Annotated in this window: 22 protein-coding genes; 11 read left to right on the top strand and 11 right to left on the bottom strand. The window is 68.9% G+C overall.

From position 1 onward, the window contains the following. Positions 1-739: 739 nt before the first annotated feature. Both ACY34I_RS34770 and ACY34I_RS34765 read right to left on the bottom strand, forming a co-directional pair. A complete protein-coding gene (locus ACY34I_RS34770) occupies positions 740-937 on the bottom strand; it encodes a DUF397 domain-containing protein (protein WP_462759394.1) in 198 nt (65 codons plus the stop codon). Further along, entirely contained in the window at positions 930-1,811 is an 882-nt protein-coding gene (locus ACY34I_RS34765) for a helix-turn-helix domain-containing protein (protein WP_462759393.1), read from the bottom strand. Before ACY34I_RS34765 ends, ACY34I_RS34770 begins: the two co-directional genes overlap by 8 nt. Before the next feature lie 423 nt (positions 1,812-2,234). Here ACY34I_RS34765 and ACY34I_RS34760 point away from each other — a divergent pair, with 423 nt between their 5' ends. The 8 genes from ACY34I_RS34760 to ACY34I_RS34725 all read left to right on the top strand — a co-directional run bounded on the left by ACY34I_RS34760 (position 2,235) and on the right by ACY34I_RS34725 (position 7,528). Then, entirely contained in the window at positions 2,235-2,432 is a 198-nt protein-coding gene (locus tag ACY34I_RS34760) for a helix-turn-helix transcriptional regulator (protein WP_357100435.1), read from the top strand. A gap of 166 nt (positions 2,433-2,598) precedes the next feature. Further along, complete coding sequence (locus ACY34I_RS34755; protein WP_462759392.1) at positions 2,599-2,934, top strand: nucleotide pyrophosphohydrolase; 336 nt, start codon at positions 2,599-2,601, stop codon at positions 2,932-2,934. A 124-nt stretch (positions 2,935-3,058) separates the two neighbouring features. Next, positions 3,059-4,975, top strand: a complete 1,917-nt coding sequence (locus ACY34I_RS34750; RefSeq protein ID WP_462759391.1) for a DNA/RNA helicase domain-containing protein — start codon at positions 3,059-3,061, stop codon at positions 4,973-4,975. Between the two features lie 75 nt (positions 4,976-5,050). Continuing rightward, entirely contained in the window at positions 5,051-6,124 is a 1,074-nt protein-coding gene (locus ACY34I_RS34745) for a hypothetical protein (RefSeq protein WP_462759390.1), read from the top strand. 116 nt (positions 6,125-6,240) lie between these two features. Then, positions 6,241-6,498 carry a hypothetical protein gene (locus ACY34I_RS34740; protein ID WP_462759389.1) on the top strand — a complete coding sequence of 86 codons (258 nt, stop codon included), beginning with the start codon at positions 6,241-6,243 and terminating at the stop codon, positions 6,496-6,498. Further along, positions 6,495-6,701, top strand: a complete 207-nt coding sequence (locus tag ACY34I_RS34735) for a hypothetical protein (protein ID WP_462759388.1) — start codon at positions 6,495-6,497, stop codon at positions 6,699-6,701. Before ACY34I_RS34740 ends, ACY34I_RS34735 begins: the two co-directional genes overlap by 4 nt. An 8-nt stretch (positions 6,702-6,709) precedes the next feature. Further along, positions 6,710-6,961, top strand: coding sequence for a DUF4190 domain-containing protein (locus tag ACY34I_RS34730; RefSeq protein ID WP_462759387.1), 252 nt, complete (start codon positions 6,710-6,712; stop codon positions 6,959-6,961). Between the two features lie 81 nt (positions 6,962-7,042). After that, entirely contained in the window at positions 7,043-7,528 is a 486-nt protein-coding gene (locus tag ACY34I_RS34725; RefSeq protein WP_462759386.1) for a hypothetical protein, read from the top strand. 191 nt (positions 7,529-7,719) lie between these two features. Here ACY34I_RS34725 and ACY34I_RS34720 read toward each other — a convergent pair whose 3' ends face one another. From ACY34I_RS34720 to ACY34I_RS34690, 7 genes are read right to left on the bottom strand one after another with little or no spacing between them, the layout of a single operon-like run. After that, complete coding sequence (locus tag ACY34I_RS34720) at positions 7,720-8,157, bottom strand: hypothetical protein (RefSeq protein WP_462759385.1); 438 nt, start codon at positions 8,155-8,157, stop codon at positions 7,720-7,722. A gap of 43 nt (positions 8,158-8,200) precedes the next feature. Next, on the bottom strand, positions 8,201-8,950 hold the full coding sequence (locus ACY34I_RS34715) for a sugar isomerase domain-containing protein (RefSeq protein ID WP_462759384.1): 750 nt from the start codon (positions 8,948-8,950) through the stop codon (positions 8,201-8,203). Beyond that, positions 8,943-10,136, bottom strand: coding sequence for a hypothetical protein (locus ACY34I_RS34710; RefSeq protein WP_462759383.1), 1,194 nt, complete (start codon positions 10,134-10,136; stop codon positions 8,943-8,945). The genes ACY34I_RS34715 and ACY34I_RS34710 overlap by 8 nt, the downstream gene beginning before the upstream one ends. A 47-nt stretch (positions 10,137-10,183) precedes the next feature. Further along, entirely contained in the window at positions 10,184-11,119 is a 936-nt protein-coding gene (locus ACY34I_RS34705) for an N-acetylglucosamine kinase (RefSeq protein WP_462759382.1), read from the bottom strand. Further along, positions 11,116-12,015, bottom strand: a complete 900-nt coding sequence (locus ACY34I_RS34700; RefSeq protein WP_462759381.1) for a carbohydrate ABC transporter permease — start codon at positions 12,013-12,015, stop codon at positions 11,116-11,118. The genes ACY34I_RS34705 and ACY34I_RS34700 overlap by 4 nt, the downstream gene beginning before the upstream one ends. Continuing rightward, a complete protein-coding gene (locus ACY34I_RS34695) occupies positions 12,016-12,966 on the bottom strand; it encodes a carbohydrate ABC transporter permease (RefSeq protein WP_462759380.1) in 951 nt (316 codons plus the stop codon). It abuts the gene before it with no gap. Further along, a complete protein-coding gene (locus ACY34I_RS34690) occupies positions 12,945-14,213 on the bottom strand; it encodes an ABC transporter substrate-binding protein (protein WP_462759379.1) in 1,269 nt (422 codons plus the stop codon). The genes ACY34I_RS34695 and ACY34I_RS34690 overlap by 22 nt, the downstream gene beginning before the upstream one ends. Positions 14,214-14,373: 160 nt before the next feature. Here ACY34I_RS34690 and ACY34I_RS34685 point away from each other — a divergent pair, with 160 nt between their 5' ends. Beyond that, positions 14,374-15,147, top strand: coding sequence for a GntR family transcriptional regulator (locus ACY34I_RS34685; protein WP_462759378.1), 774 nt, complete (start codon positions 14,374-14,376; stop codon positions 15,145-15,147). 20 nt (positions 15,148-15,167) lie between these two features. On the opposite strand, the gene ACY34I_RS34680 is transcribed toward ACY34I_RS34685, so the two are convergent. Next, positions 15,168-18,491 carry a beta-N-acetylglucosaminidase domain-containing protein gene (locus ACY34I_RS34680; RefSeq protein ID WP_462759377.1) on the bottom strand — a complete coding sequence of 1,108 codons (3,324 nt, stop codon included), beginning with the start codon at positions 18,489-18,491 and terminating at the stop codon, positions 15,168-15,170. A gap of 615 nt (positions 18,492-19,106) precedes the next feature. Here ACY34I_RS34680 and ACY34I_RS34675 point away from each other — a divergent pair. After that, positions 19,107-19,304 carry a hypothetical protein gene (locus tag ACY34I_RS34675; protein ID WP_462759376.1) on the top strand — a complete coding sequence of 66 codons (198 nt, stop codon included), beginning with the start codon at positions 19,107-19,109 and terminating at the stop codon, positions 19,302-19,304. 151 nt (positions 19,305-19,455) lie between these two features. Further along, positions 19,456-19,851, top strand: coding sequence for a hypothetical protein (locus ACY34I_RS34670; protein ID WP_462759375.1), 396 nt, complete (start codon positions 19,456-19,458; stop codon positions 19,849-19,851). A gap of 393 nt (positions 19,852-20,244) precedes the next feature. On the opposite strand, the gene ACY34I_RS34665 is transcribed toward ACY34I_RS34670, so the two are convergent. After that, entirely contained in the window at positions 20,245-24,543 is a 4,299-nt protein-coding gene (locus ACY34I_RS34665; RefSeq protein ID WP_462759374.1) for a LamG domain-containing protein, read from the bottom strand. Between the last annotated feature and the right edge of the window lie 157 nt (positions 24,544-24,700).

The following is a 24,700-nucleotide window of genomic DNA, read 5'->3' as shown; positions in this document are numbered from 1 at the left end:
CCCCCGCAGCGGGACGGCACAGTCTGACCGGAATCACGGATCGTGGTCCTGCCGCGCGGCATCCCGCCTCACCCGGCAGGCGTAGGGGTGGTCGGGTGGGGTGACTCCGGCGGGCAGGACGCGCACGAGGGCACCTAGGCATGTGGACAGCTGTTGCCCGTCCGCATGTAGCTGCCGGCTGAGGGCCTTGCGGGACAGCGATGCCGGGAGCGGTCAAGGCTTGAGCGGCGGTCCGGGCGGCCCGGACCAGAGCGGCAATGCCCGGGCCGCGTACCCGGACCGGGGTCTTGCCCGCCGTAGCCGGTCCGGGACCGCGAACAGCGCCCGGGACCGCCGAGCGCTGGCCGGCCCGGGCCAGGGACCGCGAGGACGGGGTCCCGGACCGCGGCAGTGGTCACGTGGACCGGCAAAGGCGGTCCGGGGACCGGCCCGCGAGTGTCCGGGACCGACGCGTTACCGACGAGCGCCCGTTTCCCGGGTAGTCCGAGCCTCCTTTCCGGCTGCGAATGCTGCTCGAGCCCTCCACGCGGATCTACCCGCTGGCTCGGTGGCCGTCAACGAGGCTTACTGTCAAGGCACCAAGGGCTCGAGCGGCAACAACGGCGCGTTGGCTACGTCCTGGCGGCGGTGCACACTCCAGGTCAAACCCCAGAGCCCAACGACCAGCGGCCGAGCAGCCCCGCGATGGCGAGGACGCTGAGCACGAACGGTTCCGTGCAGCAGACCGCAACCGCTTCGCTCACCAGCGCGACGACGGGGCCGCTCGGACGAACGCGGCCCAGGAACCGGGGGTGAAGATGAGTACCGGACCACTGCGGTCCTTGCTGTCACGTACGGCGACGACGCCGGACGGGTTGTGGGCGACCTCGACGCAGTTGCCGCCATTGTCGCCACTGCGGCTGCTGGTACGCCAGCTTGCGCCGGTCAGGTCAACCATGGTGAACCTCATGCCTAATCTTCCCGATTAGGTGTCGGGACTGGTCCTGGTCCAGGGCCAGCGAGTCGAGGCTGGCCCAGACGTCCTCGTACGCGGCAAGCTCTTCCTTCCGGTCCAGGTAGAGCGCGCCGGTCAGCGACTCGCTATAGACGACCGACGGTTCCGGCTCGACGCGGTTGCCGAGCGGGAAGTCGAGCACCACGAACGCGCCCGCGACGGCACCGTAATGCAGGCCGGCGGCGAGCGGCAGGACCCGGATCGACACGTGCGGCAGGCGGCTCACCTCCACCAGGTGCCGTAGCTGCTCCGCCATCGTCGCCGGGCTGCCGACGACGCGCAGCAGCACCGCCTCGGAGACCATGACGTCGAACCAGGGCGGCGGAGGCAGCCGCCGCCGCAGGAGAGCCTGCCGTTGCAGCCGTACCTCGACCAGGCGCTCCCGCTCGTCCTCGGTCAGGCCCGGCCGGTGCTGGCAGACGGCGGTCGCGTACGCCCGGGTCTGCAACAGCCCGGGGACCAGCGCGTCGTCGTGCTCGCGCAGCCGGCACGCGGCGGACTCCAGGCCGACATACAGCTCGAACCAGTCGGGGATCGTGTCGCCGTACGAGTGCCACCAGCCCTTCGCCCTCGTCTCCCCGGCCAGGGCGACCAGGGCGCCGGCCAGCTCAGGAGTGGCGGCGTACAGCTCGCACATCCCCCGCACGTCCAGCCCACGCACTGCGCTCAGGCCCGTCTCGATCCGCCACACCTTCTGCCGGCTGCACTGCAACGCCTGCGCCGCGCCGTCCAGCGTCATCCGCGCCTCGGTCCGCAGCTCCCGCAGCGTCCGCCCGAGCTGCCGGCGTGGCACCGTCGACCCCAGGTCTTCAGCCATCCGATCCCCTCCCCTCGGCCGGGCTGCTCCACCGACGCTTGCTGTTCCACTCGCCGGACGGCTGCGGGTCGCAGCGCTGCGTGCGGTGGTTCCGCGTCGGAGCCGCCCGCCACCGGTCGGGCCGCTCGTAGACGACCGCACCGTCGCACCGCGAGGTCACCCGCCAATCGAGCACGCCGTCCGTCGCGTTCGGCCGCCGATAGCGGCCTGGCACGTCCCCGTGCGGTACGGCCTGCCGAATCAGGTCGATCGCGGCCCTGCCCGGCCGCAAGAACCACTTCCACCGCCTGCCCATGTCCCTCCCGTCCGTGGTGGCTTCGAACTCCGTGTGAACGGGTGAACAGCCTACACGCATCTGAGCGGATGAACAGAGCATCTGCACAGTGAGCAGATGTTCAGTTCGCATGCTCCTACCGTGACGGCGTGGGGAAGCTTCGGCTGGTGGCGAGCCAAGAAGTGCAGGAGATGCTTGGCGTCTCCCGAACGCGCGCCTACCAAATCACCAACTCGAAGTCCTTCCCCGACCCGGTGGCCGTCCTGTCAGTCGGACGGATCTGGCAGGCCGAGGATGTCGAGCGTTGGATCAAAGACCACCGGCCGGATCTTCAGGACTCGGAGTAGCGGTGCTGGCCCTGGGTGAGTTCACCAGGGTCTGGCATGCCGCGCCTTCCGCGCATCAGGGTTGACTTCAATCCCATCAGCACAGGCAGCGGATGCGCAGGATGAAGCCGGCCGGAGATGGACGCGCCGTCCGAGAGCCGAAGATCAGCCATGCAAGACTTCTTTCGTGAACGATCTGACGGCTCGCGTGCGCGCCTTCGCCGAGGAACGTGATTGGCAGCAGTTCCACACGGCAAAGAACCTCGCTATGGCCCTTGCCGGCGAGGTCGGTGAACTGCTGGCCGAACTCCAGTGGCTCACCCCAGAACAGGCCGACGCGGTGATGGACGACCCCGGGGCCGGCGCACGTGTCCGGGCGGAAATTGGCGACGTGATGATCTACCTGACCCGGCTGGCGGACGTCCTCGGCATCGACCTGGAGGAGGCCGCCTTCGGCAAGTTGGATGAGATTGCCATCCGCTATCCCGTCGAACAGGCCAAAGGCTCCGCCGCCAAGCGGTAGCGGGACGTGCGCGGGGATGATCTCTTCGCTACAGTCCAGCAATACAAGCGCGTAACGACGGGCTTCCGGTCATGGCCGGACACGCCCCCCATGCGCACGATCACTTCGTGCTGCCCGGGGGCAAGTGTTGTCTGCGTTCCGCACCTCCGCCGATGGTCTCCTCCGCTACGCCGCCGCCGGCACGCTGGCCGATCGCATCGCGGAACACATCGGACACAACGTGAGCCCCGCCGAACACCGGTCCTGGGTGCGCAGCCTCCCGGTGCTCGCGCAGGACCTGACGGACGCCGGCCTGGGCCAGGTCGAGGTGCTGGTCGAATACCAGCTCCCGCTGACCAGCAAGCGTATCGACGTGGTGCTGGCCGGCGTACATCCGAAGACCGCCGAGGACTCCTACGTGGTCGTGGAGCTGAAGCAGTGGTCCCAGGCGGAGGCCTACGAAGGGTCTGACCGCCTTGTCCTGGTCGAGCACGCCCGGAGCCCACGCCTGCACCCCGGCGTCCAGGTCGGCGATTACTGCGAGTACCTGACGGATTTCCTCGGCGTGCTCTCCCACCGCCGAAGCCCCATAGTCGGTGCCGCGTACCTGCACAACGCCGCCGACCGGGACGTGAACGACCTCTTCCTGCGGCGGCCCACCGAGCAGAGCCGGATCTTCACCAAACAGCGCCGCGGCCAGTTCCTCGACTATCTCCGTACCCACCTGGCCCCCGCCGCGGGTGCGGCCGCCGCGGACCGCTTCCTCACGAGTTCGGTCCGGCCGAGCAAGCACCTCCTGTCGTACGCGGCCGCCGAGCTGAAGCAGCGGTCGCACTTCACGCTCCTCGACGAGCAGCGCTTGGCGTACGAGTTGGTGCTGCACGCGGTGGAGCGGGCACGCGCCGCAGACCGCAAGTCGGTCGTGGTGGTTTCTGGCGGACCAGGCAGCGGGAAGAGCGTGATCGCGCTCTCGGTGCTCGGCGAGTTGGCCCGGCAGCAGCGCTCGGTCATGCACGCCACCGGCTCGCGGTCGTTCACCCAGACCCTGCGCAGGTACGCCGGCAAGGGCTCGACCCGCTTGAAGAACCTTTTCGGGTACTTCAACAGCTTCATGTCCGCCGAGCGGAACGGCCTTGACGTGCTGATCTGCGACGAGGCGCACCGAATCCGGGAGACGTCGGTCAACCGTTTCACGCCGAAGGCGAAGCGGGACAAGGCCCGCCCGCAAATCGACGAGCTGATCGCCGTCGCCCGGGTGCCGGTGTTCCTGCTCGACGAACACCAAGTGGTCAAGCCGGGCGAGCTGGGCAGCGTTGACGTCATCTCGGCGTACGCGAAGCAGCTCAACCTGGACGTAGAGGTCGTGTCGCTGCACGACCAGTTCCGCTGCGGCGGCAGCGAGGCGTACGAACAATGGGTCCTCGACCTGCTCGGGCTCGACGGCGGCAAGCCGTCGGTCTGGACCGGCGACGGGCGGTTCGACCTGCGGCTGGCGGAGTCGCCGGAGGAAATGGAGACGTCCCTGAGGGCGAAGCAGGCCGTTGGGGAAACGGCTCGCATGTCCGCCGGCTACTGCTGGCCGTGGAGCGACCCCCGCACGGACGACTCGCTGGTGCCGGACGTGCAGATCGGCGGGTGGTCGCGGCCATGGAACGTCAAGAGCGACCGCAGCGTCGGCGACGCTCCGGGCAGCGCGTTCTGGGCCACCGACCCGAACGGCTTCGGCCAGGTGGGCTGCGTCTATACGGCGCAAGGCTTCGAGTACGAGTGGTCGGGCGTAATCATCGGGCCAGATCTCGTCGCTCGTGAGGGCCGGCTCGTCACCCGGCGGGCGGAGTCGAAGGATCCGGCATTCCGCAGCCTGAAGGCGCTCAGCGATTTCGAGGCTGACCGCCTGATCCGCAACACATACAAGGTGCTGATGACCCGGGGTATGCGCGGCACCATCCTCTACTCGACCGACCCCGAGACCCGCGACTACCTGGCCTCGCTGATTCAGGTGGACCGCGCAGTAGAGACAATGTACGAAGCTGCCATTACTGGAACGGCCAGAGGTAGCTGAGGCCGCCTGGTGCCCGCCTGGGGAGATGGCTAGAGTCTGCCTGAAAGGCGGTCCGACAGGCTTTCGAATCTGAACATGCCTCCACCGCACGAGCACTTCGTGCACTCGGGGGCAGGAAGCTTGTCGGCGTTCTTTTACGTCTATGTCGGGCGCAGATCTAGGAAAAACTTCGAAAAGGGCAAGACGCAGGGCATCTGGGGTTGGCAGTCCAGCGTGCTTGACCGCGGCAGCGCAGATGGCACCGCAAATCGAGCCGTGGCCCTCCGCATCCGTCCCAGCGACTACCTGATCCTGGGTTTCAGGGCGCCTGGAGGTCCTCGTGTGGACGATCAACAGTTCTTCGCGCAGGAATTGGCCGAGGTCCTGATCACTCGGGTAGCGCGCCCACTCTACTGGTCAAGTACCGAGGTATGGAAAGACAAGCTCTACCCTGAGCGGGTCGATCTCGAGGTTCTTCAAAGCCTTGAACGAGTGCCAGGATGCCGGCTCGGGCCAGCCGTGATGAGTGCCCTCCGCCTGTCCGGCACCAAGCAGGGCGCACCCGTTGCCGGAGACCCAGTGGCCATCGCAGCCTTCGACGACGGGACGGACGGCGACCAGGACGAACAGCCCTCTCTGGCCGGAGACCTCGACGCCCTGGTCTTCGCCGTACGACGGCGTGAGCAGCGCCGCCTGCGCAGGTTGAAGTTCGGCTCGCAGACCGAGGTGACCTGTGATCTCTGCGGCCGAAGGCTGCCGGTGCGGCTCGTTTCTGCGGCCCATATCAAACGGCGCGCTGATGCGACGCGCGCTGAGCGTCTAAATCCCGACAACATCATGGCCGCTTGCTTGCTCGGCTGCGACGCGCTATTCGAGCATGGTCATGTCCGTGTCGATTCCACTGGCACGATCCAGGTCAGCCCCGACACGCAGGGGGAGTTGCTCGCGGCAACCCACCATCTCGCCGGCCGCCGATGCGCTGCATACAGCCCGCGGTCGCGCCCCTTTTTCCAGACGCATGCAACTCGGTTCATGCAGCAGGCTGTAGACACTACGTGGCCTCAGGTCAACTTGGAACTCGCCCCGGCCCGGCAACAGCGGGGTAGTCCTCGGACTCCGAGTGGCGGATCTGGCACTTCTCTGCAAAGTCCGAGCCAGCCACGCCGGTAGCACCTCGCCACCCGGCACTACTCCCCTGCCGGCAGCAGCACCAGCCGAACCGCGGTCAGGTCCGCCGCTGGGCGGAGGCATCGGCGCCGCTGGTCGCGCGAGCGACGCCAGCTGCAATGGGCGCGCCGGCACGACGGCGGGCGTCGCTGTGCAGCGCCGAGTTGCTGCGGCTGACCATCGAGCACCACGACGACCAGAGTGACGGGCCGTGCCCGGTCTGCGCGGTGGGCCGCCTCGACGGCGACTGGCGAGCCCGCGCCGCCGCGTCCCTGGGCGAGCTGCGCGACCATACCCTCGCCGCGCAGGCCGCCGCCGCCCGGCTGGCCGCGCTGCTGCAGCGGGCGCACTACCTGATCGACGACCTGGAACGATGACCTACCCCCAGCCCGGCGTCGACCCCACCCGCCCGGCGCCGCCGGTTCCCGCTCTGCCCGGGCCGTATCCGCCGGTGTCCGCTGTTCCCGGGCCGTACCCGCCGGTGTCCGCACCGGCCGGCGCGTACCCGCGGGTATCGGCTGTGACGTACCAGGCCTTCCCGCAGGCCGCGCGGGCCCTCGCCGTGGGCAGCCGCCGCTGACCTCAGGCATGGCCACGGCGTCGCTGGTGCTCGGGATCCTCGGCGTGCTCGGCGGCTGGTGCCTGTTCGGGCTGCCGTGCATCCTGGCCGTCATCCTCGGCCACCTCGCCATGCGAGAAACCCGGGACGGCGCCCGGTCGGGGCACGGCATGGCCGTCGCCTGTCTCGTCCTCGGCTATGTCTTCGCCGCCCCGATGGTCATCTTCACCGTCATGGTGTTCTTCGGCAGCGTCCTGAGCGCGGCCACTCCCACACCCTGACCGGGCGGAGCAGGTACGACAGTTCGCCGCCACCGCGGGCGGGCAGCAGGCGCCCACGAGGTGCCGGAAAGACAGGAGAGTATGTCCCAGGAGAATCGCGACCGGCCCGTTGAGCTGTCCCGCGAGGATGAGGGCTGCGTCATCACGGCCCGCTGGCACAACGACGACGGGTCGCACGAAATCAGCGGCCCGGATGAGGTGATCATCCGCCTGGCCGACGGCGCGGCGCCCGAGGTCCGCCAATGGGGCGTGACGTCGGCGGTCCTGCACCGGATGGGCCGGCAGGTCGACGACATGGTCGCCGAGGCCCACGAGATGCCGAGCGTCGGGGCGTACCAGGTGATGGTGCGCCGGTATGTCGAAGGCCGGCTCGCCGAACTGGCCAAGGCGCGGGGTACGACCGCGGACGGTTTCGAGATCGACCTGCTCGCGGTCTTCGAGGACCTGGCCGGTCGCGGGCATGCCGACCCGCTTGGGACGCTCGCGGCGGCGACCGGCCGGTCGCGAGCCGACCTTGACCATCTGCTCGATGTGGCTCGCCAGCGGGATGATCACGATGGGGCGTAGGTCATCCGGGCAGCGGGGAACGGCGTAGACAGTGAGGGCCGGAAGCGGGTGTTGTTCCCCTCTGGTCAGCCCGTCCGTGGTTGTCCGGCGAAGTCGGGCATGAGTATCCAGCTTTGGCTGTACGGATGGCTGTACGGCCAACGCCCACCGCTCCCCGTCCAGTAGAGGCACGACCAGGGCACTTGCGTCGTTCAATCTGGCTTGGGGGCGAAGGGGTGGCGGCGGGGTTGCCGCAACTCCCAGTCCGCCGGGCAGAGGTAGCCCCAAGCGGCCCCTGCCACCGATCCCAGACCTGGCAGCGCGTTGCCCCACTTCGGTGAGCGGTCGCCGAGGTTCCGGAGATATCGTGCGAAGACGGCCGACTCGCGGTACTCCGGGTCGTGCCGCCAGAGGGCGTACGGCTGCTCGCGCAGCCAGTCGCACGCCGCATCACCCTCGGCGATCAGATCCGCGGTCGGCGGCAACACCTCCAGCGGCCGGTCGCTTTGCAGATCGCCGTACTGCTTGAGGTGCGCCAGGTATCCGTCCTCGTCACGAGGGTGGGTCACGTGGACGCCGAGCACGGCGACCGGTACGGCGAGCACGCCGGCCACGGCCAGTCCCAACATGGCCCGCAGGCGTTTCCTCACGCGGCAAGATTAAATCGAGGTGGGCCTCTGTGCAGGCCCCCGATCAGGGTTCGATCGGGCGGACCTGATCGCGGTACCGCTCATAGAGGACGCGATTGTGCGCGTCGCCCTGAGCGAGATTCGCGGATACGTGGACGGGCGGATCGATGCCGCGGCCCAGCAGTTGGCGGCAGACCAGTTCGGTGAGCAGCTGCGCGATGAGGACTCCGGTGAACGACGAAACCGCCCCTATCCGAACTCCTGGGGTGATCTCCAGTGCCGCATCCCCGGCCGGCGCGTGGTTGTCGATCACCACATCGGCCAGGTCAGCGAGATGCGGTCCCTGTGTCGAGCGGGCGCCAGCCGAGCGGGTGTGTGCCAGTGAGGTGACCGCCACGATCGGATGCGCGCGCTCGCGGGCCAGCGCTGCCATCTCGATGACGGCGGCGTTGAGCCCGGAGTTGGAGACGATCAGGAAGGCGTCGTGCTTGGAGGGTGCGGCAAGGTGGTAGATCCGCTCGGCGAGGCCGGACTCGCGCTCGTAGGTCGGATCGAGGATCGGCCTCGGGTCGGCGCCGCCGAACATCACGAGATCCTTGACCGCCAGCATGCTGACGGCGGCGAGCCCGCCGGCACGCGCCGCGAGTTCGAGGGTGACGATCCGCGAGTGGCCAGTCCCGAACGCCTGTAGGACACCACCGGCGGCGATGGCGTCGGCGACGAGCCCGGCCGCTGCCTCTATGGCATCGAGCTGTGCTGTCAGGACCTGTTCGAGTGCGTTCCGGGCGATGGTGGCGTAGGCAGGCTCAGGCATTGATCCTCCTGGAATGTTTACGGTCGCGGGCGGCCTCTACGGCGGCTTCGACGGCGGCCTCGACGACGATCTCGCCGCTGCCCGAGGTGACCGGACTGGCATAGGTTTCGTAGCAGGGTTGCGTGTCATGAGTGGGTAGGTAGCCGAGGTAGCCGTTCGCATAGCCGAGGACCACGATGTCCCCTACCTGGTCTGGCGCTGCGGAACGGATCGTTTCGCCCAGTTCCAGGAACAGTTCGCCGGGAACGGCCACGACGGTGACCCCGTCGAGGTCCACCGCCTCCACATCGATCACATACGGTTCCGTGCGCCGGCGGGCGGCCTGTTCCTCCGCGATCCGCAGCCCCTGTTGCATAACCCAGTGGCTACGTTCGTTTCCGACCTTGGGTTGCGGGGTCTGTCGCACGGCGACGTCGAGCTCCGCTGGCTGTTTCGGCGCGAGCGCCACTGTTCGCGAGACCGGCGGGCGTACCGGCGTCGGGTTACCGCTGCCGACGCGCGGCGATACCGGTTCGACCCGGTCGGCCAGCCAGGCGCCGAGCCGATCCGCCTCGTCAAGCCCCCGCCCGTGGCGGGTGTGCCTGGTACTGATGTTGCCGGCCGCACCGGTGGCGACGACGACCCATCTGTCCGGTGTGGACAGCGCCCGGCGGATGCCGCCGTTGAGGTCCGCGCTCACATGGTTGTTGTCGGCCGGAAGGATGGTCGGGTGGACCGGTGAGACCACGACCAGCCCCACCACCTCGGTACCTGCGGTGACCACGATGGTGTCGACGGGAATATCCAGGGGCCTCGGGTCGGCGATGTTGCGGTGACCCGCCAGCTTGGGAACCATCGTGCGGGCGGAGCCGAGTCTGGCGGCGCGCTCGGACGCTAGGGCGGACCGTGCGGCCGCGAGTGATGCGGCTTCGAGCCGGTCGGCGACGTGCCGTGGCGTCGCTTCGCCGCCGGGGCTGCAGCCCGCCTCGGGGCTCGCGTGGGTGTGGGTGGCGGCGACCCAGCAGGACTGCACGCCGATGTTCCGCATGGCGCTCCGGATTCGCTCGACGACGTCGACATTGACGCAGATCAGATCCGCGACCACCAGCGCGAACCGGTGGCCGTCGTCGGCGAAGGTCACGACGTGGACCTCCAGCGGGTCGAGCACATTCTGGACGCCGTCGGAGCGGTCGGCGTAGCCACCCATGGGTTCTCCGGGCACGACCTTGAGACGTGCCACCCCGTGTCCGACCCTCATGCGCCGGCACCGAATTCCTGGCACCCCAGCAGGCGTGCGTAGGGGGCGGCACCGCTCAAGAGCGCCGGACCGCCGTCGAGCGGCTCCGCTCTGGGCGTGACCAGGGGCAGCCCTCTGGCCTTGAGTTCGGCCGACAGCGCCTTGTACAGAGCGTTTCCTGGGGTCAGCAGCCGTCCGCTGAAGGACACTCGGCGTGCCGCCCCGCTGAGACCGAGCCGGTCGGTTGCCGCCTGCGCCGCGTCGGCGAGATCGGTCGCGGCCTCGGCGCAGATCCGGCCCGCCACCGGGTCAGGCTGGGCGGCCGCGTCGAGCACCGAGCGGGCGAAGGCCGCCGTACGCGAGATCATGGCCGGGTCCCGATAGTAACGCTGAAGCGAGGCCAGGTCCACGCCGCCGAATGCCGCGACGAGGCGGTCGACCAGCACGGTTGCCGGCCCGACCTGGTCGTACGACGCGGTCGCGGCGCGCATTCCGGCCAACCCGATGGCGTACGCGCTGCCCCGGTCACCGAGGTGCGGACCCCATCCGTCGAGCCGCACGTGGTCGCCGCCGGCGTCCACCGCGAGCACAGTCGTGCCGGTCCCGACACACAGCAGCACACCGGGACCGCCGAGAGCCCCGGCGTGCGCGAGGACGCTGTCCTCCACGACGACGGCCGGGCCGCCGAACTGCCGCTCGAGGGCGAGGGCAAGACGCCGGCGCTCGGCGCGCTCCCCCGGTACCCCGGTCAGGCCGGCGACCACGCCGGCCACCTGCGCGGGGAGGGAGATCATCGTCGCGGCGCCACGAACGGCGGCCAGGATCCGGCCGACGCCGTCCTCGTCCGGCCGGTAGGAGAAGCCCGGGCCGACGCCGATCTGACGGCCCGCCGGGGTATTCAGCAGCAGCCGGAGTTCCGACTTGCCGCCGTCGATGGTGATCGTCGTTGTCATCGCGACATCCCTGCGGTCAGCCCGGCGACAATCTGCTTGGTCGCGAGCGCGAACACCACGGCCAGCGGTACCAGGGCGATCACGAGCCCGGCGAACAGGGTGCCGCGGTCGGCGGCGAACTCGCCGAAGAACCGGGTCAGCCCGACCGGGATGGTGTACTTGTCGCCGCTGCGCAGCAGTACCAACGGGTAGAAGAAGTCGTTCCAGGTCGGCGCGAACTGGAAGACCGTGGCCACCGCGAGCGCCGGCCGCATCAGGGGCAGGACGACCGACACGAACAGCCGGCCCTCGTTCGCCCCGTCGATCCGCGCGGCCTCCTCGAGTTCCCCTGGCAGCCCCCGCATGAACCCCATGATCACGAAGACCGAGAACGGGATGCCGCTCGCTGCGTAGAGCAGCACCAACCCGATCCGGCTGTCGATCAGACCCATCGACTGGAACATGTAGAACACCGGCAGCAGGCCGAGTTTCGCGGGAATCATCAACCCGGACAGGAAGAACGCCGCCAGCAGGGCCCGCCCCCGGAACTTCCACCTGGCCAGGGCGTAGGCGGCCATCGCCGACACGCCGACGCACAATGCCACCGAAGCGCAGGTGATGGTCAGGGAGTTGATGAAGTACGTCGAGATCGATGCGGTCTGCCACGCGCGGGTGTAGTTGCTCAGGTCGAACGAGCTGGGCAGGCCGACCGGCGCCCGGAGGATCTCCGCGTTGGGCCGCAGCGATCCGATCAACACCAGCAGCAGCGGGCCGAAGGCGATCGCGGCGTACGCCCACAGGAGGAGCTGGCTGCCGGCACCGTGCAGCAGCGAACGCTGACGGGTGCCGCGCGGACGCGCGGCCTCGGCCCTGACCTTCCCTGCCGGGCGGGGGACGGTGCGAAGGGTGGTACTCATTCAGTGGACCTCCCGACGGCGCAGCGTCCGCTCCAAGGCCAGGGAGACGCCGAAGATGAGCACGAAGATCAGCATGGCCAACGCCGAGGACTCTCCGATCGCGTTGCTGCCGCCCCGGAAGGCGGTCCGGTAGTAGAGCAGGCCCAGCACGTCCATGGCGCCGCCGGGCCCGCCGTCGGAGCCGCCGAGCGCGTAGACGAGGTCGAAGATGTTGAAGCATCCGATGAACGTCAGCACGGTGATCACCCCGACCGCCGGTATCAGGAGTGGGAACCGGATGCTCCAGAACGTCCGGGTCGGTGACGCGCCGTCCATCGCGGCCGCCTCCTCCAGCTCCTGCGGAATGCCGGCCAGCGCGGCGCCGAAGATGAGCATCGGTCCGCCGATCCACTGCCAGGCGTTGACCACGATCAGCACCGGCAGTGCGAGGTCCGGCTCGCCGAGCCACGGCCGCGTCCACGCGTCCAGGCCGACCGCTCGGAGCGCGAAGTTGATCGGGCCGAAGGTCGGGCTCAGCAACAGCGACCAGATGTACCCGACGATCAGCGGGCTGATCAGGTACGGGAGCGAGAAGAGCGTCTGGAACAGCCGCTTGCCCCAGGGGTTGCGGTGCAGGAGCACCGCCAGGCCGAGCCCGATGGTGTTCTGGATCGCCATGGTGCCGACGAAGAAGAGCACGTTGTGCCCGAGCGCGGCGGGGATCTCGTCGCTCAGCGGGTAGCGGGTGAGGATTTCCCGGTAGTTGCCGATCCCGACGAACCGCCCCTGTTGGGTGCCGTCCCAGCGGAACAGCCCGTAGTAGAAGGCGGTGACGAGCGGCACCACGACGAACAGCCCGTAGAGCGCGAACGCCGGCAGGCAGAACGACGTGATCCACCCTGCCGAGACCCGCCCTGCCCGGCGGCGTGACCGCCGGGCAGGACGGACCGTCAGTTCTTGGGCCGGAACCACTGATCGACCCCTCGTTGGATGTGTGCGGCCGCGTCAGCGGCGTTGCTTCGACCGAGGACGTAGTCGGAGAACGCCTCGGAGGCGAGGTCCCAGGCGGTGGGTGTGCCGCCGGAGAAGTACGCGTAGGTGACGTACGGGCTGGGGTTCGCCTGGTATCCCTTGAGCGCCTGCGCCAGGAGTTCGTCCTGCGGCTCGACGCCCGGTACCGGGGAGATCTGCTGAAGCTCGTTGGACAGCGCCGTGCCGAACTCCTCCGTCGCCATCCACCGCACGAGGTCCAGCGCCGCGTCCCGGTGGCGGGACTTCGCCGAGACGCCGAACGACCCGTCGACGTAGCCGGGCACCAGCGTCTTGTCGACCGCCGCGCCGGGCGCCGGCGGCACGTTGAAGATGCCCATGTCGAGCTGGGGGTTGGCCTTCTTGAACCCGGCAAGCTCCCACACGCCACCGGGGAACGCGGCGGCCCGGCCGGAGGTGAAGAGCGCCTGCGCGTCGCTGTAGCTCACCCCGGACGCCTGCGACGGCCAGTACTTCTGGGTGCTCTTCCAGGTCTCGAGCGACTTCACCCAGGGCGCGTCGGTGAACTTCGCCGAGCCGTTGAGCATCTTGGTGAGGTAGTCGGGGCCGCCGTACGTGGTGGCGCCGAAGATTTCCTGCTCGATCGGCAGCATCCACTTGTCGGTGACGGTGTTCGCCAGCGGGGTGACGCCCGCCTTGCTGAGCTTGTCAAAGCCCGCGATCATGTCCGCCCACGTGGTAGGGGCGGCGATGCCGTTGTCGGCGAAGATCTTCTTGTTGTAGATGACGTGCAGCGTCTGGATCGCGAACGGAACCCCGTAGACGTGCCCGTCCTTCTCGCCCTTCGCGCCGTCGAGGATCGGCTTCGGGAATCCGCTCAGCTTGTCGACCTGGTCGTCGAGGGGCACCAGGCTGCCGGAGCCGACCAGCGGCTGGAGCAGTCCGTAGGCGCGCAACTGCGCGACGTCAGGGCCGTTGGCATCGGTGAGCCCGGTCTTGAGGATCGTGTCGTACTCGGTGTTCTTGTAGGGGACGTACTCCACGGTCACGCCCGGGTGCGCCTTCTCGTAGCTTTGGAAGATCTTCTTGTACGCCGCGACATCCTCCTGCCGCCAGCCCCAGACCTTCAGGTTGACGGCGTCGCTGTCGCCCCCGCTGCCTGGCGCGCACGCAGTAAGGGCGAAGGCGAGCAGCGCTGCCGCCCCCAACACACCTCGTCTTCTGGGCATCGCATCTCCGATCGTCGTGGCCGCCACCCGCTGGACGCAGCGGACCAGCCGAGATTAATACTGGTATAGACCGCCGGTCAACGGGTTGCGCCGAGGTCAATGGCGGGACGGACATTGCCCGTAGGATGGCTCCAACTGCAGGGGAAGGGGATCGGGTCCGGTGCCAAGGAGGCGACACGAGCCGAGCGACGGGGCACTTGAGTCGTTGCGGGCGGAGCACAACGGCGGCAAGGGCGAGCACATCAGGGACGTGCTCACCGCCATGGTCCTGAACTCGCGGGACGGTGCGCTGCTCCCCTCGGAGCGGGTCCTCGCCGAACGTTTCGGCGTCGCCCGGATGACCGTCCGGGGCTCCATCGACGCGCTGGAGTCGAAGGGAATGGTCCGGCGGGTGCCCGGGCGCGGGACCTTCGTGCAGCACCCCACGCTGACCCACTCGGAGATCTTCCGCTCGTTCAGCGAGGACATGCGCATGCGCGGCATGACACCGGGCGCCAGGTCGTACCGCGCCCGCACCCGCCCGGCCACCCGCGCCGTCGCCGCCAGCCTCGACATCGCCCCGGGCGACCCGACCCACTACATCGAGCGGATCCGTACCGCGGACGGCATCCCGATGGCGCTGGAGCGGACCAATCTCGCCGCGGCCCGGTTCCCCAACCTGCCGACGGTGATGGGGCGCGACGACTCGCTGTACGAGGTGCTGGGCCGCGTCTTCGGGGTGCGGCTGGAATCGGCGCGGCAGACGGTCACCATCGCCCGGCTGACCGACACCGAGGCGAAGCGGCTCGAAGTCGCCGAGAATAGCCCGGCGTTCCTGATAGAACGCATCTCGGTGGACAACATGGGAAAGGTCGTGGAGTTCGGCCGGTCGCTCTACCGGGGGGATCGTTACGCCATCCAGATGCACGTCAGCCCCCCGTCGCCGGAGGGCTGACGCACATCGGCGGAGGCCGGTCAGCCGAGCCCGGCGAAGTAGTGCTCCTGTAGCTCGGCCGCGCTCAGCGCGCGATCGTAGACAGCCGCTTCGTCCAGGTCGCCCTTCAGCCGCTGGAAGGTGTCGTCCCCGCGGCCACCAAGCTTGATGCTTGCCGTACCGCTACCGGGGACCACCGCCGTCGCGATGCTGCTGTCCGCGACGCCGTCGAGGTACACGGTTAGCCGCGATCCGTCGAACACGGCTGCGACATGGTGCCACCTGTTCGTCGTCAGCCTGGTACGACCCGACACGACGCCGTATCCCTTGCCTGCCGCACCTAGCGACCATGCCTGCAGCACCCCGGCACTGACCCGCAGCGCGTACCCGTTGACCGCCGGTTTGTCGTAACTCTCGATGATCGCCTGGCCCGGGGCCGGGGCAAGCTGGTCGAGCTTGACCCATGCTTCCAACGTGAACGGTGCGTGCACGTTCGTTCGCGCGCTCCGCGGCACATCGATGTAGCCGGCCGAGACATCGGCCGCACCGTTGTCGGCAAGCACACCGTCGGCGCCCGGTCGTGCGCCGTCCCGATAGGTCCCGTTCTGTCCGCTGGTCGAGCTGTCGACGGCTGTCGCGGAACCGGCCGCCTCGCCCAGTCGCCAGTAGCCAGCCGGGTTCGCCCCCGCCACGAACTCCGGGTAGCTGCCCTCCTCGACCAGGATCGGGAGCGACAGGTTGATCGGTGTGACGCTGTCCATGTGCACGGTCACCGTGACCTCGTGACGCCCCCGGGCGGCGTCCGCTGGGACCGTCACCTCAACCGGCACACTCGTGACGATGGTCCGGCCATCCGGCCGGACGCGAAGGTTCTGCGTCGCCGGGTTGAAGGTCCAGTCAGCCGGGCCGCTGGCGGTGACGCGTCCACTCACGTTGGCCGGAGCGAACACCTCGAAGGTGACCTGGAACCGCTTGGTTGCCCCGGGGTTGATGAGCGAGCCTGGCGGGTCGATTGATGCGCTACCGCTGAGCACGTCGGAGTAGTGCGGGACGATCTCGTAGACGCGCGGCGCGACGGAACCCGGAGTCCACCGGATCCGTACCGCGCTGGCCGCCAGGTCCTGGGCCGGCACCTTGGTGAATCCCTCCGCGAGCGGCCCAAGATCAACCCAGCTGCCCTCGACCAGCGCCTGGATCATGCCGTCGGCGGGAGCAGTCGCATCCTGAACTACGGTCACCGCGGAGAGCCGGTGCGGCTTGGTGATCGGGACCGTGATCGCGTCACCGTCCGCTGGCTTTCCGGCGGCAACGTAGGCCGTGTCATCGCGCCGGTCGGTCAGGTTGCCCAGCCCAGACCCACCAGCGGCAGCCGGTGCGCCAGTGGGGGTTCCGAGGTCGCCGTACCAGCGGTCACCGATGTAGCCGTCGTTCTGGGTTGCCGCGAAACTGAGGAGATCCTCGACCGGACCGGGACTGATCTGGTGCCACGTCCTGTCGAGGATGCCGCGGGTACGCGCCTGCTCCCGCCGGGCCAGCCAGGCGGCTTCGCCGTCTCCCCGGTCCTGAGCGCGAAGGATGCCCACGGCCGCCCGACCCGCCTGGCCGGTCATTCCGACCCGGTCCAGCCAGGGCCCGATCTGCTTGAGGAGCAGAGGGTTGTCGAGCTTCGCCCGCAGCGCGGCGGGAAGTTCCTCGAGGCGGCGTAGCTCGCCGTCGAGCTGGACGAGCTGGGCGTCCACGGATCGGCCCGCCCGGTAGTCGGCGATGAGGCGGGTGATGAGCGCGGCGAACTCCGGCCGTGCGGTGTTGTCGAGGCGGCTGGCCTTGTTGTTCTCGGCGAAGAGCCGCAGCTCCTGGTACGCGTCGCCGCCGAGGATCTGCAGGGTGCGGGTCCATGAGCGATCGGCGTCGTAGGCCCCGGGGTTCCAGGCGTAGTCGGCCTGGGTGCCGAGTGGGATCTGGGATGCCTCCTGGTCGGCGACGAGCTCGTTGAAGGAGATGCCGATGGCGTCGTCCGCCATACCGGCGTCGCGATTTACCAGCGGGCCCAACAGCAGTTGCTTGCGGGCGTAGTCGTTGACCGGGTAGTTGTCCCAGATCATGATCCGATGCCGTGGCCACACCTCCTGCGCGGCCCGGAGGTCATCCTCGGTGATGCTCGGTGAGACCGTTGCCGGACCCGTCCAGTAAAGGTCGACCTCGGTGTTCAGCAACTCGTCGAAGCGGTCCTTGTACGGGGTCTGCGTCATGCCCTGGTACTCCGTCGGCACGGTCACCATGCGGCTAGCGCCGGCGCGCTTGGAGATGAACTCGCTCTGCACGAAGTTGGTGACACCGGCCTGGGCTGCCGCGAGCGGCGACCGGTCGCCACGGTAGGCGTCCCGGTCCTCCTGGCACGCGAAGTCGCCCGACACATCGTCCCAGGCGATGACATAGCTGCGGATCCCGATCTCCCACAACTGCTCGAAGCGGGCCAGCAGCTTGGCTCGATCGGCGTCGCGTACGTGGCAGATCCCCTTGCTGGGCGCCATCGGCGCCTCCGGCGAGACCCGGTAGACAAAGTCGACGTGACGTGCCTTCGCCAGGTCGACGATCTCCTTCATCAGGGCCAGCTCAGCCTCGTCGTACAGGGAGTCCCAGTTCGATCCGGTACGCAGGTCGTCCGCCGGTCCGTAGAAAAACTGGTTCATCTTGTGCCGCGCCAGGAACTCGATTTGCGAGCGCCGGTCCTCCTGCGACCACACCGGTCCGTAGAACGACTCCATCCCCCCACGGATCCGGTAACCCGGCCAGTCGCGCACCGCCACACCATCAACGGCCACCCGGGAGCCGTTTGACACGAGCAGCTGACGAAGTGACTGAACGGCGTAGAAGGTGCCAGCGCCGTCCACACCCGCGAGGACGATCCGCGGCCGGCCGAGCCGATCGTGTCCGGCCGCCAGCACGTACCCCTGACCGGGCAACCCCGCTGGCCCCTCCACCCCGAGGGCACTCAGCGCGGCGGTGCTTGCCGACGTCTCGTCCGGGCCGCCGAGGAAGATCACCGGACGGGATGCCGCCCTGTCCGCGCTTTCGACGACCCTGGCGGTTACCCCGCGCGTGCCGAGCACGTCCAAAAGAGATTCCCGAGCCGCCGGATCCACGGCCGCACCCGCAACGACGTCCACGCTGCCGGGCAGGACGACAGATCCCGGACGCGGCTCGACCCGCTGTGGTGCCGGAAGGATACTCGCCGCACTCACCTGGTCAGGAGGCTCGGGCGCCCCCCGGGCCGGCGGAGGGCTCACGAGGGCGATGGCGAGCGCGACCGGTCCGGCCAGTACGCCGGTGCGGTGAAGGCCACGAAACAAGCGCAACAGGATCATCGAACCTCAACTCATGTGATGTGGGCCAGCCGTGGTTGTCGGCAGGTGTCCCGGCATGGCGCGCGGTGAGCGGACCGCCGCAACAACTGACCGACATGGAGTCCGGCGGTCTGGTCAGGTCGGAGGGCGAGGCCGGCCCGTCGGGGTCGGGGCCGACGCTCGCACGAAGGTGCCTCCCGGAGGATGGATTGCGGTCGACCGGTCTATACCGGTAATGAGGATCCATGTCACACCTGACCACGTCAACCCCCTGCCCGCGAACGGCAGATGCCTGGCGTCCCCGCAAGATCCCGTCCGCAGGCAGCACTCGCACACGAATCCGGGCGATTCCCGATCACTCATCCGGGTCGGCCACCGACGCCAGCCTCGACCCCCACGCCCCGGCTCACCCGCGCGGATCGGCCGCCATGCGAGCAGGTCGGCTTGGCCGGGCCGTCGGGCGACGGCGAATGCGAGGAGTTGGTCGACTTGCTGGAGGGCAGCCGGTGGCGGGCGGGAGCACAAGTCACTGAGTGTGGGCCATCGGCAACGCTCGAACCGCCTTCACAACGCTGGGCTAGTCCGGTATGTGGTTGTGCCGCCGGAAACATTGGCCGACCCCGAAGGGAGATCCGTATGCGTTTCCCGCCCATCCGCTGCAGCCAGGCCCGCGCGGCCTGGCTCGCAGTGCTGGCCGTCCTCACTCTCGTCGTTCCGGCCGCGCCGGTCGTGCCAGGCCCGCGCGCCGCCACCGGCGTAGCCGAAGGCCCCAAGGAGCTCATCGCGCAAGGGTTCGCGGACCTGGACGTGGTGCGTATCGACCAAACGAAATAGCGCCTACGCCACCAACAACTTCAGGCACCTGCCGGTGGCCAGCGCACCCGCCATCGACGGGCCCTGGCAGGTCCTAGATCACGCCCAGAAGGGGCTGGGCGGCGGCGACAAGGTCGTGATGCACGCCGCAGCCACGGACGGCAGCAGGCACATGTACTCGATCAACCTCAGCTGGGTCAACGGCCTGCCGGTTCAGGGCGGCAGCCGGAAGTCCTCGTTCGACGGCGACGGCCTCGCCGAGATCGCGCTGATTCAGACCGACGGTCAGATCAAGGCCTGGCAGAACTACAAGGGTTTCGACGTCATGCCGTTCGGTGCCGCCGCGATCATCGGGACCGACTTCACCGACCGGCCAGGGTGCGGTTCGCCGACCTCGGCGACGACGGAAAAGTCCGAGCTGATCCAGATCCATACGGACGGCCAGATCAAGGCCTGGCACAGCTACAAGGGCTTCGGCACCCGCCGTACGGCGCCGCCCAGATCATCGCGACCGACTTCTTCGACCCGGCCCGCACGATCTTCATCTGATCCGGTGAGCCGGCGCTGACGTGATCGGGACCCGCCATGTCATCTACGGCGGGTCCGATCACGTGCATCAGGATCCCGTAACGGATGCCGCGGTACAGGAAGGATCCCTGGCCGGGGCGCGACGCAGACCGCTGCGGGTCACCACTACGGGTCAGCCGGTGCCGTGCCCCTCGGTGAGCGCGGGGATCCGGCAGGTCCGCCAACGCGGCGGGCACCCGGCGTGGTGTCGCCCCCGGTGGCAACCGGTCACCGGACAACGACGTAATCAGCAACCATGGCAGAGCGGGCATGACCAGACCGGTTATGCCCGCCTACTACGTCAGCAAGGATACGTCTGCGCTACCCCATCAAGCCGTGCACTGCGCGGCTTAGTCGGAGCCCTGGCTCAGCACCGAAGCCAGTGACGTTGTTATCAACCCGTCGTACCGACCGAGTAGTGTTGCGCGACCTTCTCGGCGGTGAGGGCATGGTCGTAGACGGCAACCTCGTCGAGCAGTCCTGCCAGCCGGGTACCGGCGTCGTCACCGCGGGCCCCGAGCTTGAGGCTTCCGGCCCCGTCGGTCGGGCTCACGTTCGTGGCGGCCGAGCCGTCGAGCCGTCCGTCGAGGTAGACCGAGATGGTCGACCCGTCGTAGACCGCGGCCAGGTGATGCCACTCGTCCGGCGAGATCACCGTCTGTCCTTCGACCGACGCCAACTGCCCGGCTCCGGCCAACGTGAGGGCGTTGAGTCTGCCGCCGGGCAGGACGCGCAGCAGGTAGCCGTTGTAGGCGGGTGCATCGTACTTTTCGACCACGCTGTACTGCCTGCAGACGTCATTGAGTTTCACCCATGCCTCGAGGGTGAACGAGCCGCTGACGCTCAGCGAGGCCGAATCCGGTACGGCGATGTAGCCGCCGGTAAGCTCGGCGGCGGTGTCCGGATCGCCCGTCAGCGCGCCTGGGCGGCCCAATGTCACGGCGTCTGTGTAGGTACCGCGGTTGCCGGTGCCGGAGGTGTCCTCGGCGCTCGTGCCGGATCGCTCACCCAGCCGCCAGTAGCCGACCGGCTCGTCGGCCACCACCTGCGCCGCATAGGCGGGCTCGCTGGTGACCGCCAGCCGCTGAGTCGCTGCGGGCTGGGCGGGTGCGGAACTCGCCGGAGCCGCCGACGCGCTGTTTTGCACCGAACCGGGCTGCTGCGCGCTGGGCGACGGTCCGGGGTTGCCGAGCACGCCCTTGACGTAATGGGAGTCGATCTGGGCCGGGGTCAAGGCCTTGTTGTAGATGGCGACCTCGTCCAGGCCGCCGACGAAGCGGTCCGCCGCGTCGTCTCCACGCGCGCCCAGCTTGAGGCTGCCCACGCCGTTGGTCGGCGCCTTGGCCATCGGGGTGGACGTCTGCAGCTGCCCGTCGAGGTAGGTCCGCAGCGCCTTTCCGTCATACGCCGCCGCCACGTGATGCCATTGCACCTGTTCGACACTGCGGGGGCTGGTCGCGCCGAACTGAGCCTGGTCGGCGACCGTGAGCGCCTGCAGCTTGTTGCCGTTGACCAGTCGCAAGGCGTAGCCGTTGCGGGACGGCAGGCAGTCGCCGCCGTCGTACTTCTCGACGATGCCCTGCGGTCCACCCGCCGCGTCCTTGACCCACGCCTCCAGCGTGTAGGCGCCGGTGACGCTGAGCGAGGCGCTGTCGGGAATCTCGGCGTAGCCGTCGTCGAGTCGGACTGCGGTGTCGGCGGAGTCGGCGATCGCCCCTGACTGGGACCGGCCGACGCGGCCGCGGTAGGCACCGTTGTTTCCGTTGCCGGAGGCATCGGCCACCGGCTGGCCGGCGGCGTCGTCGAGCCGCCAGTAGCCCACCGGCGCGTCCCGCTTCACCAGCGCGGCGTAGTCCGCCGGGTCCGGCCGGGCCACCCGGACCGACAGCGAGGTGGTCCGCGCCGTGCCGCCGGACGGTCGGGTGACCAAGTCGATCCGGTAGTTCCCGGGCGCTTCGTCAGCGGGTACCTGGACCGAGGTCGCAAGGTCGGACCAGGTCAGCTTCTGGTTGCTGCTCACGCTGAACGGCAGCTTCGAGTCGCGGACCGTCCACCCGGCCGGAACGCCGACCTCGACGGTGCCGCTGACCGTGCCCTGCCCGAGTGCCTCGACCTCCAGGTCCAGCGCGGACGTCTCACCGGGCTCCAGCAAAGCGCGCGGGGTCGCCACCTTCGTGGCCTCCGCACTCGGCGCGTCGGCCACCTTCGCCGTCTTGTACGTCGCCCGGACCGTGACCGCCGCCGTCGGCCTGCCGAGGTCGACCAGCTCACGAGCGGCGTCGTACGTCACCGCGCGGCCGTCGACGGTGACCCCGGTCAGCTGGTGACCGCGCGGCGCGCGCAGGTGCAGCACCACGTCTGTCAGCGGTGCCCGTCCGGCGACCGCTTGCGGTGGGTCGACCCGCACGGTCAGCCGACCGTCCGCCAGCTGCGAGCTGGAGGCGAAGCCGACGGTGCCGAAGGAGGTCGGCAGGTCGGAGACCTCGATGCGCTCCCCGTCGGCGAGCCAGGGCCGGGGCGTGGCCGGTGCCAGGTGCAGCCGGGTCGGCACGCCGTCGGCGTCCAGGTCCTCGCTGACCAGCAGACCGCGCATCGCCTCCAGGTATGTGGCGTTGTTCGGCGACAACGGCGGCCAGTACTGCGACCGGTAGTACTCACCGAACTGCGGGCACGGCGAGATCGTGGCGCCCTCGCCGCCGATGAAGGTGTTCGGCGTGAGGTCGTGCGCGAGCATTCCGTAGAAGCTGAGGTCGAGGCGATCGGACTCGGCATTGTTGGCCAGGAATCGCATCAGCGAGTAGCCGTACTGCTGGTCGGTGCCGGTGGACTTGTACCCGGGCACCGCCGGCCACTGGTTGGGCCGGAGATTCTGGCAAACACCGGGATCGGCGCTCGACAGGTTGAACCTGGTGAGGCCGAGGAACAGCGACCCGTGCTTGTAGAGGTAGTCCCGCAGCCCGGTCGCCGTCGCGCTGCCCGGCTCGAACAGCCCGGTCGCGAGTGCGTACGGCATGATCAGGTTCCAGTAGCTGCCGAGGAAGTCGGTGGTGACCTTGTCGTACGGCTTCAACGACGCGGGGTCCAGCAGGGCGATCGGCACGAACACCGAGCCGTCCGGCAACACCGTCTTCGACTTCTCCACCGCCCTCAGCAGCGACGAGCGCAGGCCGGCCGCCTCGTCGAGGAACGGCGTCGCCTCGTCGTCACGGCCCATCAGCCGCAACGCGACACCAATGTCGCGCAGCCCGCGCCAGACCTCGGACTGGTGGTGCAGGCCGTAGACCGGCTCCGGGATGTCGGAGGCGTAGCGGGTCTTGGCCAGCAGACCGTTCGGGTCCGCGACGCGTTGCCGCTTGAAGTCGGCGAGCCAGTCGCGGAACGTCGGCAGGTTCTCCTGCAGCAACGACGCGTCGTTGGTCTGCAGGTAGTACGTCGCCACCGTCTGCAGCTTGATCCCGCGCTCCCAGGACACGAAGAAGCTGCCCTGGCCGCGGCGCAGCATCTCGGTGAGGTTCGCGCGCGCCTTGTCCTGGTAGCCGAAGTCGCCGAGCGAGGTGACCGTCGCCGCGATCTCCGGCACCCAGGCGAAGGACTTGTCCAGCGACTCGTAGCCGTTCCCGACCGTCAGGTTGAAGCCCATCACCAGGTTGTTCAGCAGTGTGCTGCGCATGGCGTCCGAGGCGTACTTCTCCGGGATCTTGACCTTGGCGCCGGCGCTGAGCTGCGCCGTCCAGTAGTCGCTGGTGCGGGACTTCGCAGAGTCGTACAGCTCGGCGGACGGGCGTAGGGCGGCGAGCTCGGCCGGCTCGTTCGGCATGACCAGGTAGAACTCGGCCTTACCGCGGCTCAGGTCAGGCGTGAAGGTCAGGTCAGGCGCGGACCAGGTCGCCGCGCCGCTGTACGCGACCACGGTCTTCCCACCGAGGGTCAGCAGCCCGGGCTTGGCGACGACGTCCGCCACCTTGTCACGGCTCAGGTTGAGCCGGAGCCGCGGGTGCGCGTTCGCCGGCCCGTTGACGACGAACCGCAGCATGCTGACTGTCGGGCCGCCCGGGGTGAGCGCGGTGACGAACGACTCGCGCTCGTAGCGGACCCCGGCGGCGTCACGATAGGAGTTGGAGAGAATCGGCAGGTATCCGCCGGTCAGGCGGGGCTCGTCCGACCTCGCCTCGGCCTGGCCGTAGCGCTCGGACCCGTCCGCGCCGACGAAGAAGCGGGCGTGCTGGGTCGCCCGCGAGTCCGACCATTGCGACATCAGCTCGCTGCCGTCGGCGACGTGCAGCGAGAAGTCTCGCTCCTCGGCCCATCGGGTGGGGTCCGGCGCCGGATAGGTGAAGGGCAGGTAGTACCAGGGCGAGGTGGCGTCCGTCGTACCAGCGTGGTTGGCCGGCACCAGCAGCGGCTTGACGTTGGCCATGGTCGGACCGTCGGGCAGGCCGAGCAACTTCTCGCCCCAGTGGTCGGATCCCTGGTCCAGCGCGTGGTTCACGCGATCGGCGTAGCCATTGGGCAAGGTCAGGTCATTGCGGGAGCCGCGCTGGTCGGTAGCCGTCTGTTCCTTGGCCGTCTGCTCGTCGGATGCCTGGACGCCGGCCGCTTGGACATCCTCGGACGCCTGCACCAGTAGGCCGGCCGCCAGCGTCACTACCGTTAGCAGCGACAGCGTCGCTCTCGATCTCGATCTCGTGCCCATTTGATCCACCTTCGCGTGGAGTACTGCACGGAATACTGGACTAGGCCAGTAACTTTGGAGCATCGTCTTCGCCGGTGTCAATACTTCGGCTGGCCGCCCTCTGGGTCGGCCGGTTTCGCAGCGACGGGCCGGGGCAGGCGCTGAGCGAGGGTGCGTC

This window comes from Micromonospora sp. RTBAU3-60, assembly GCF_054963695.1.
This window is presented reverse-complemented; position numbering and strand designations above follow the sequence as displayed.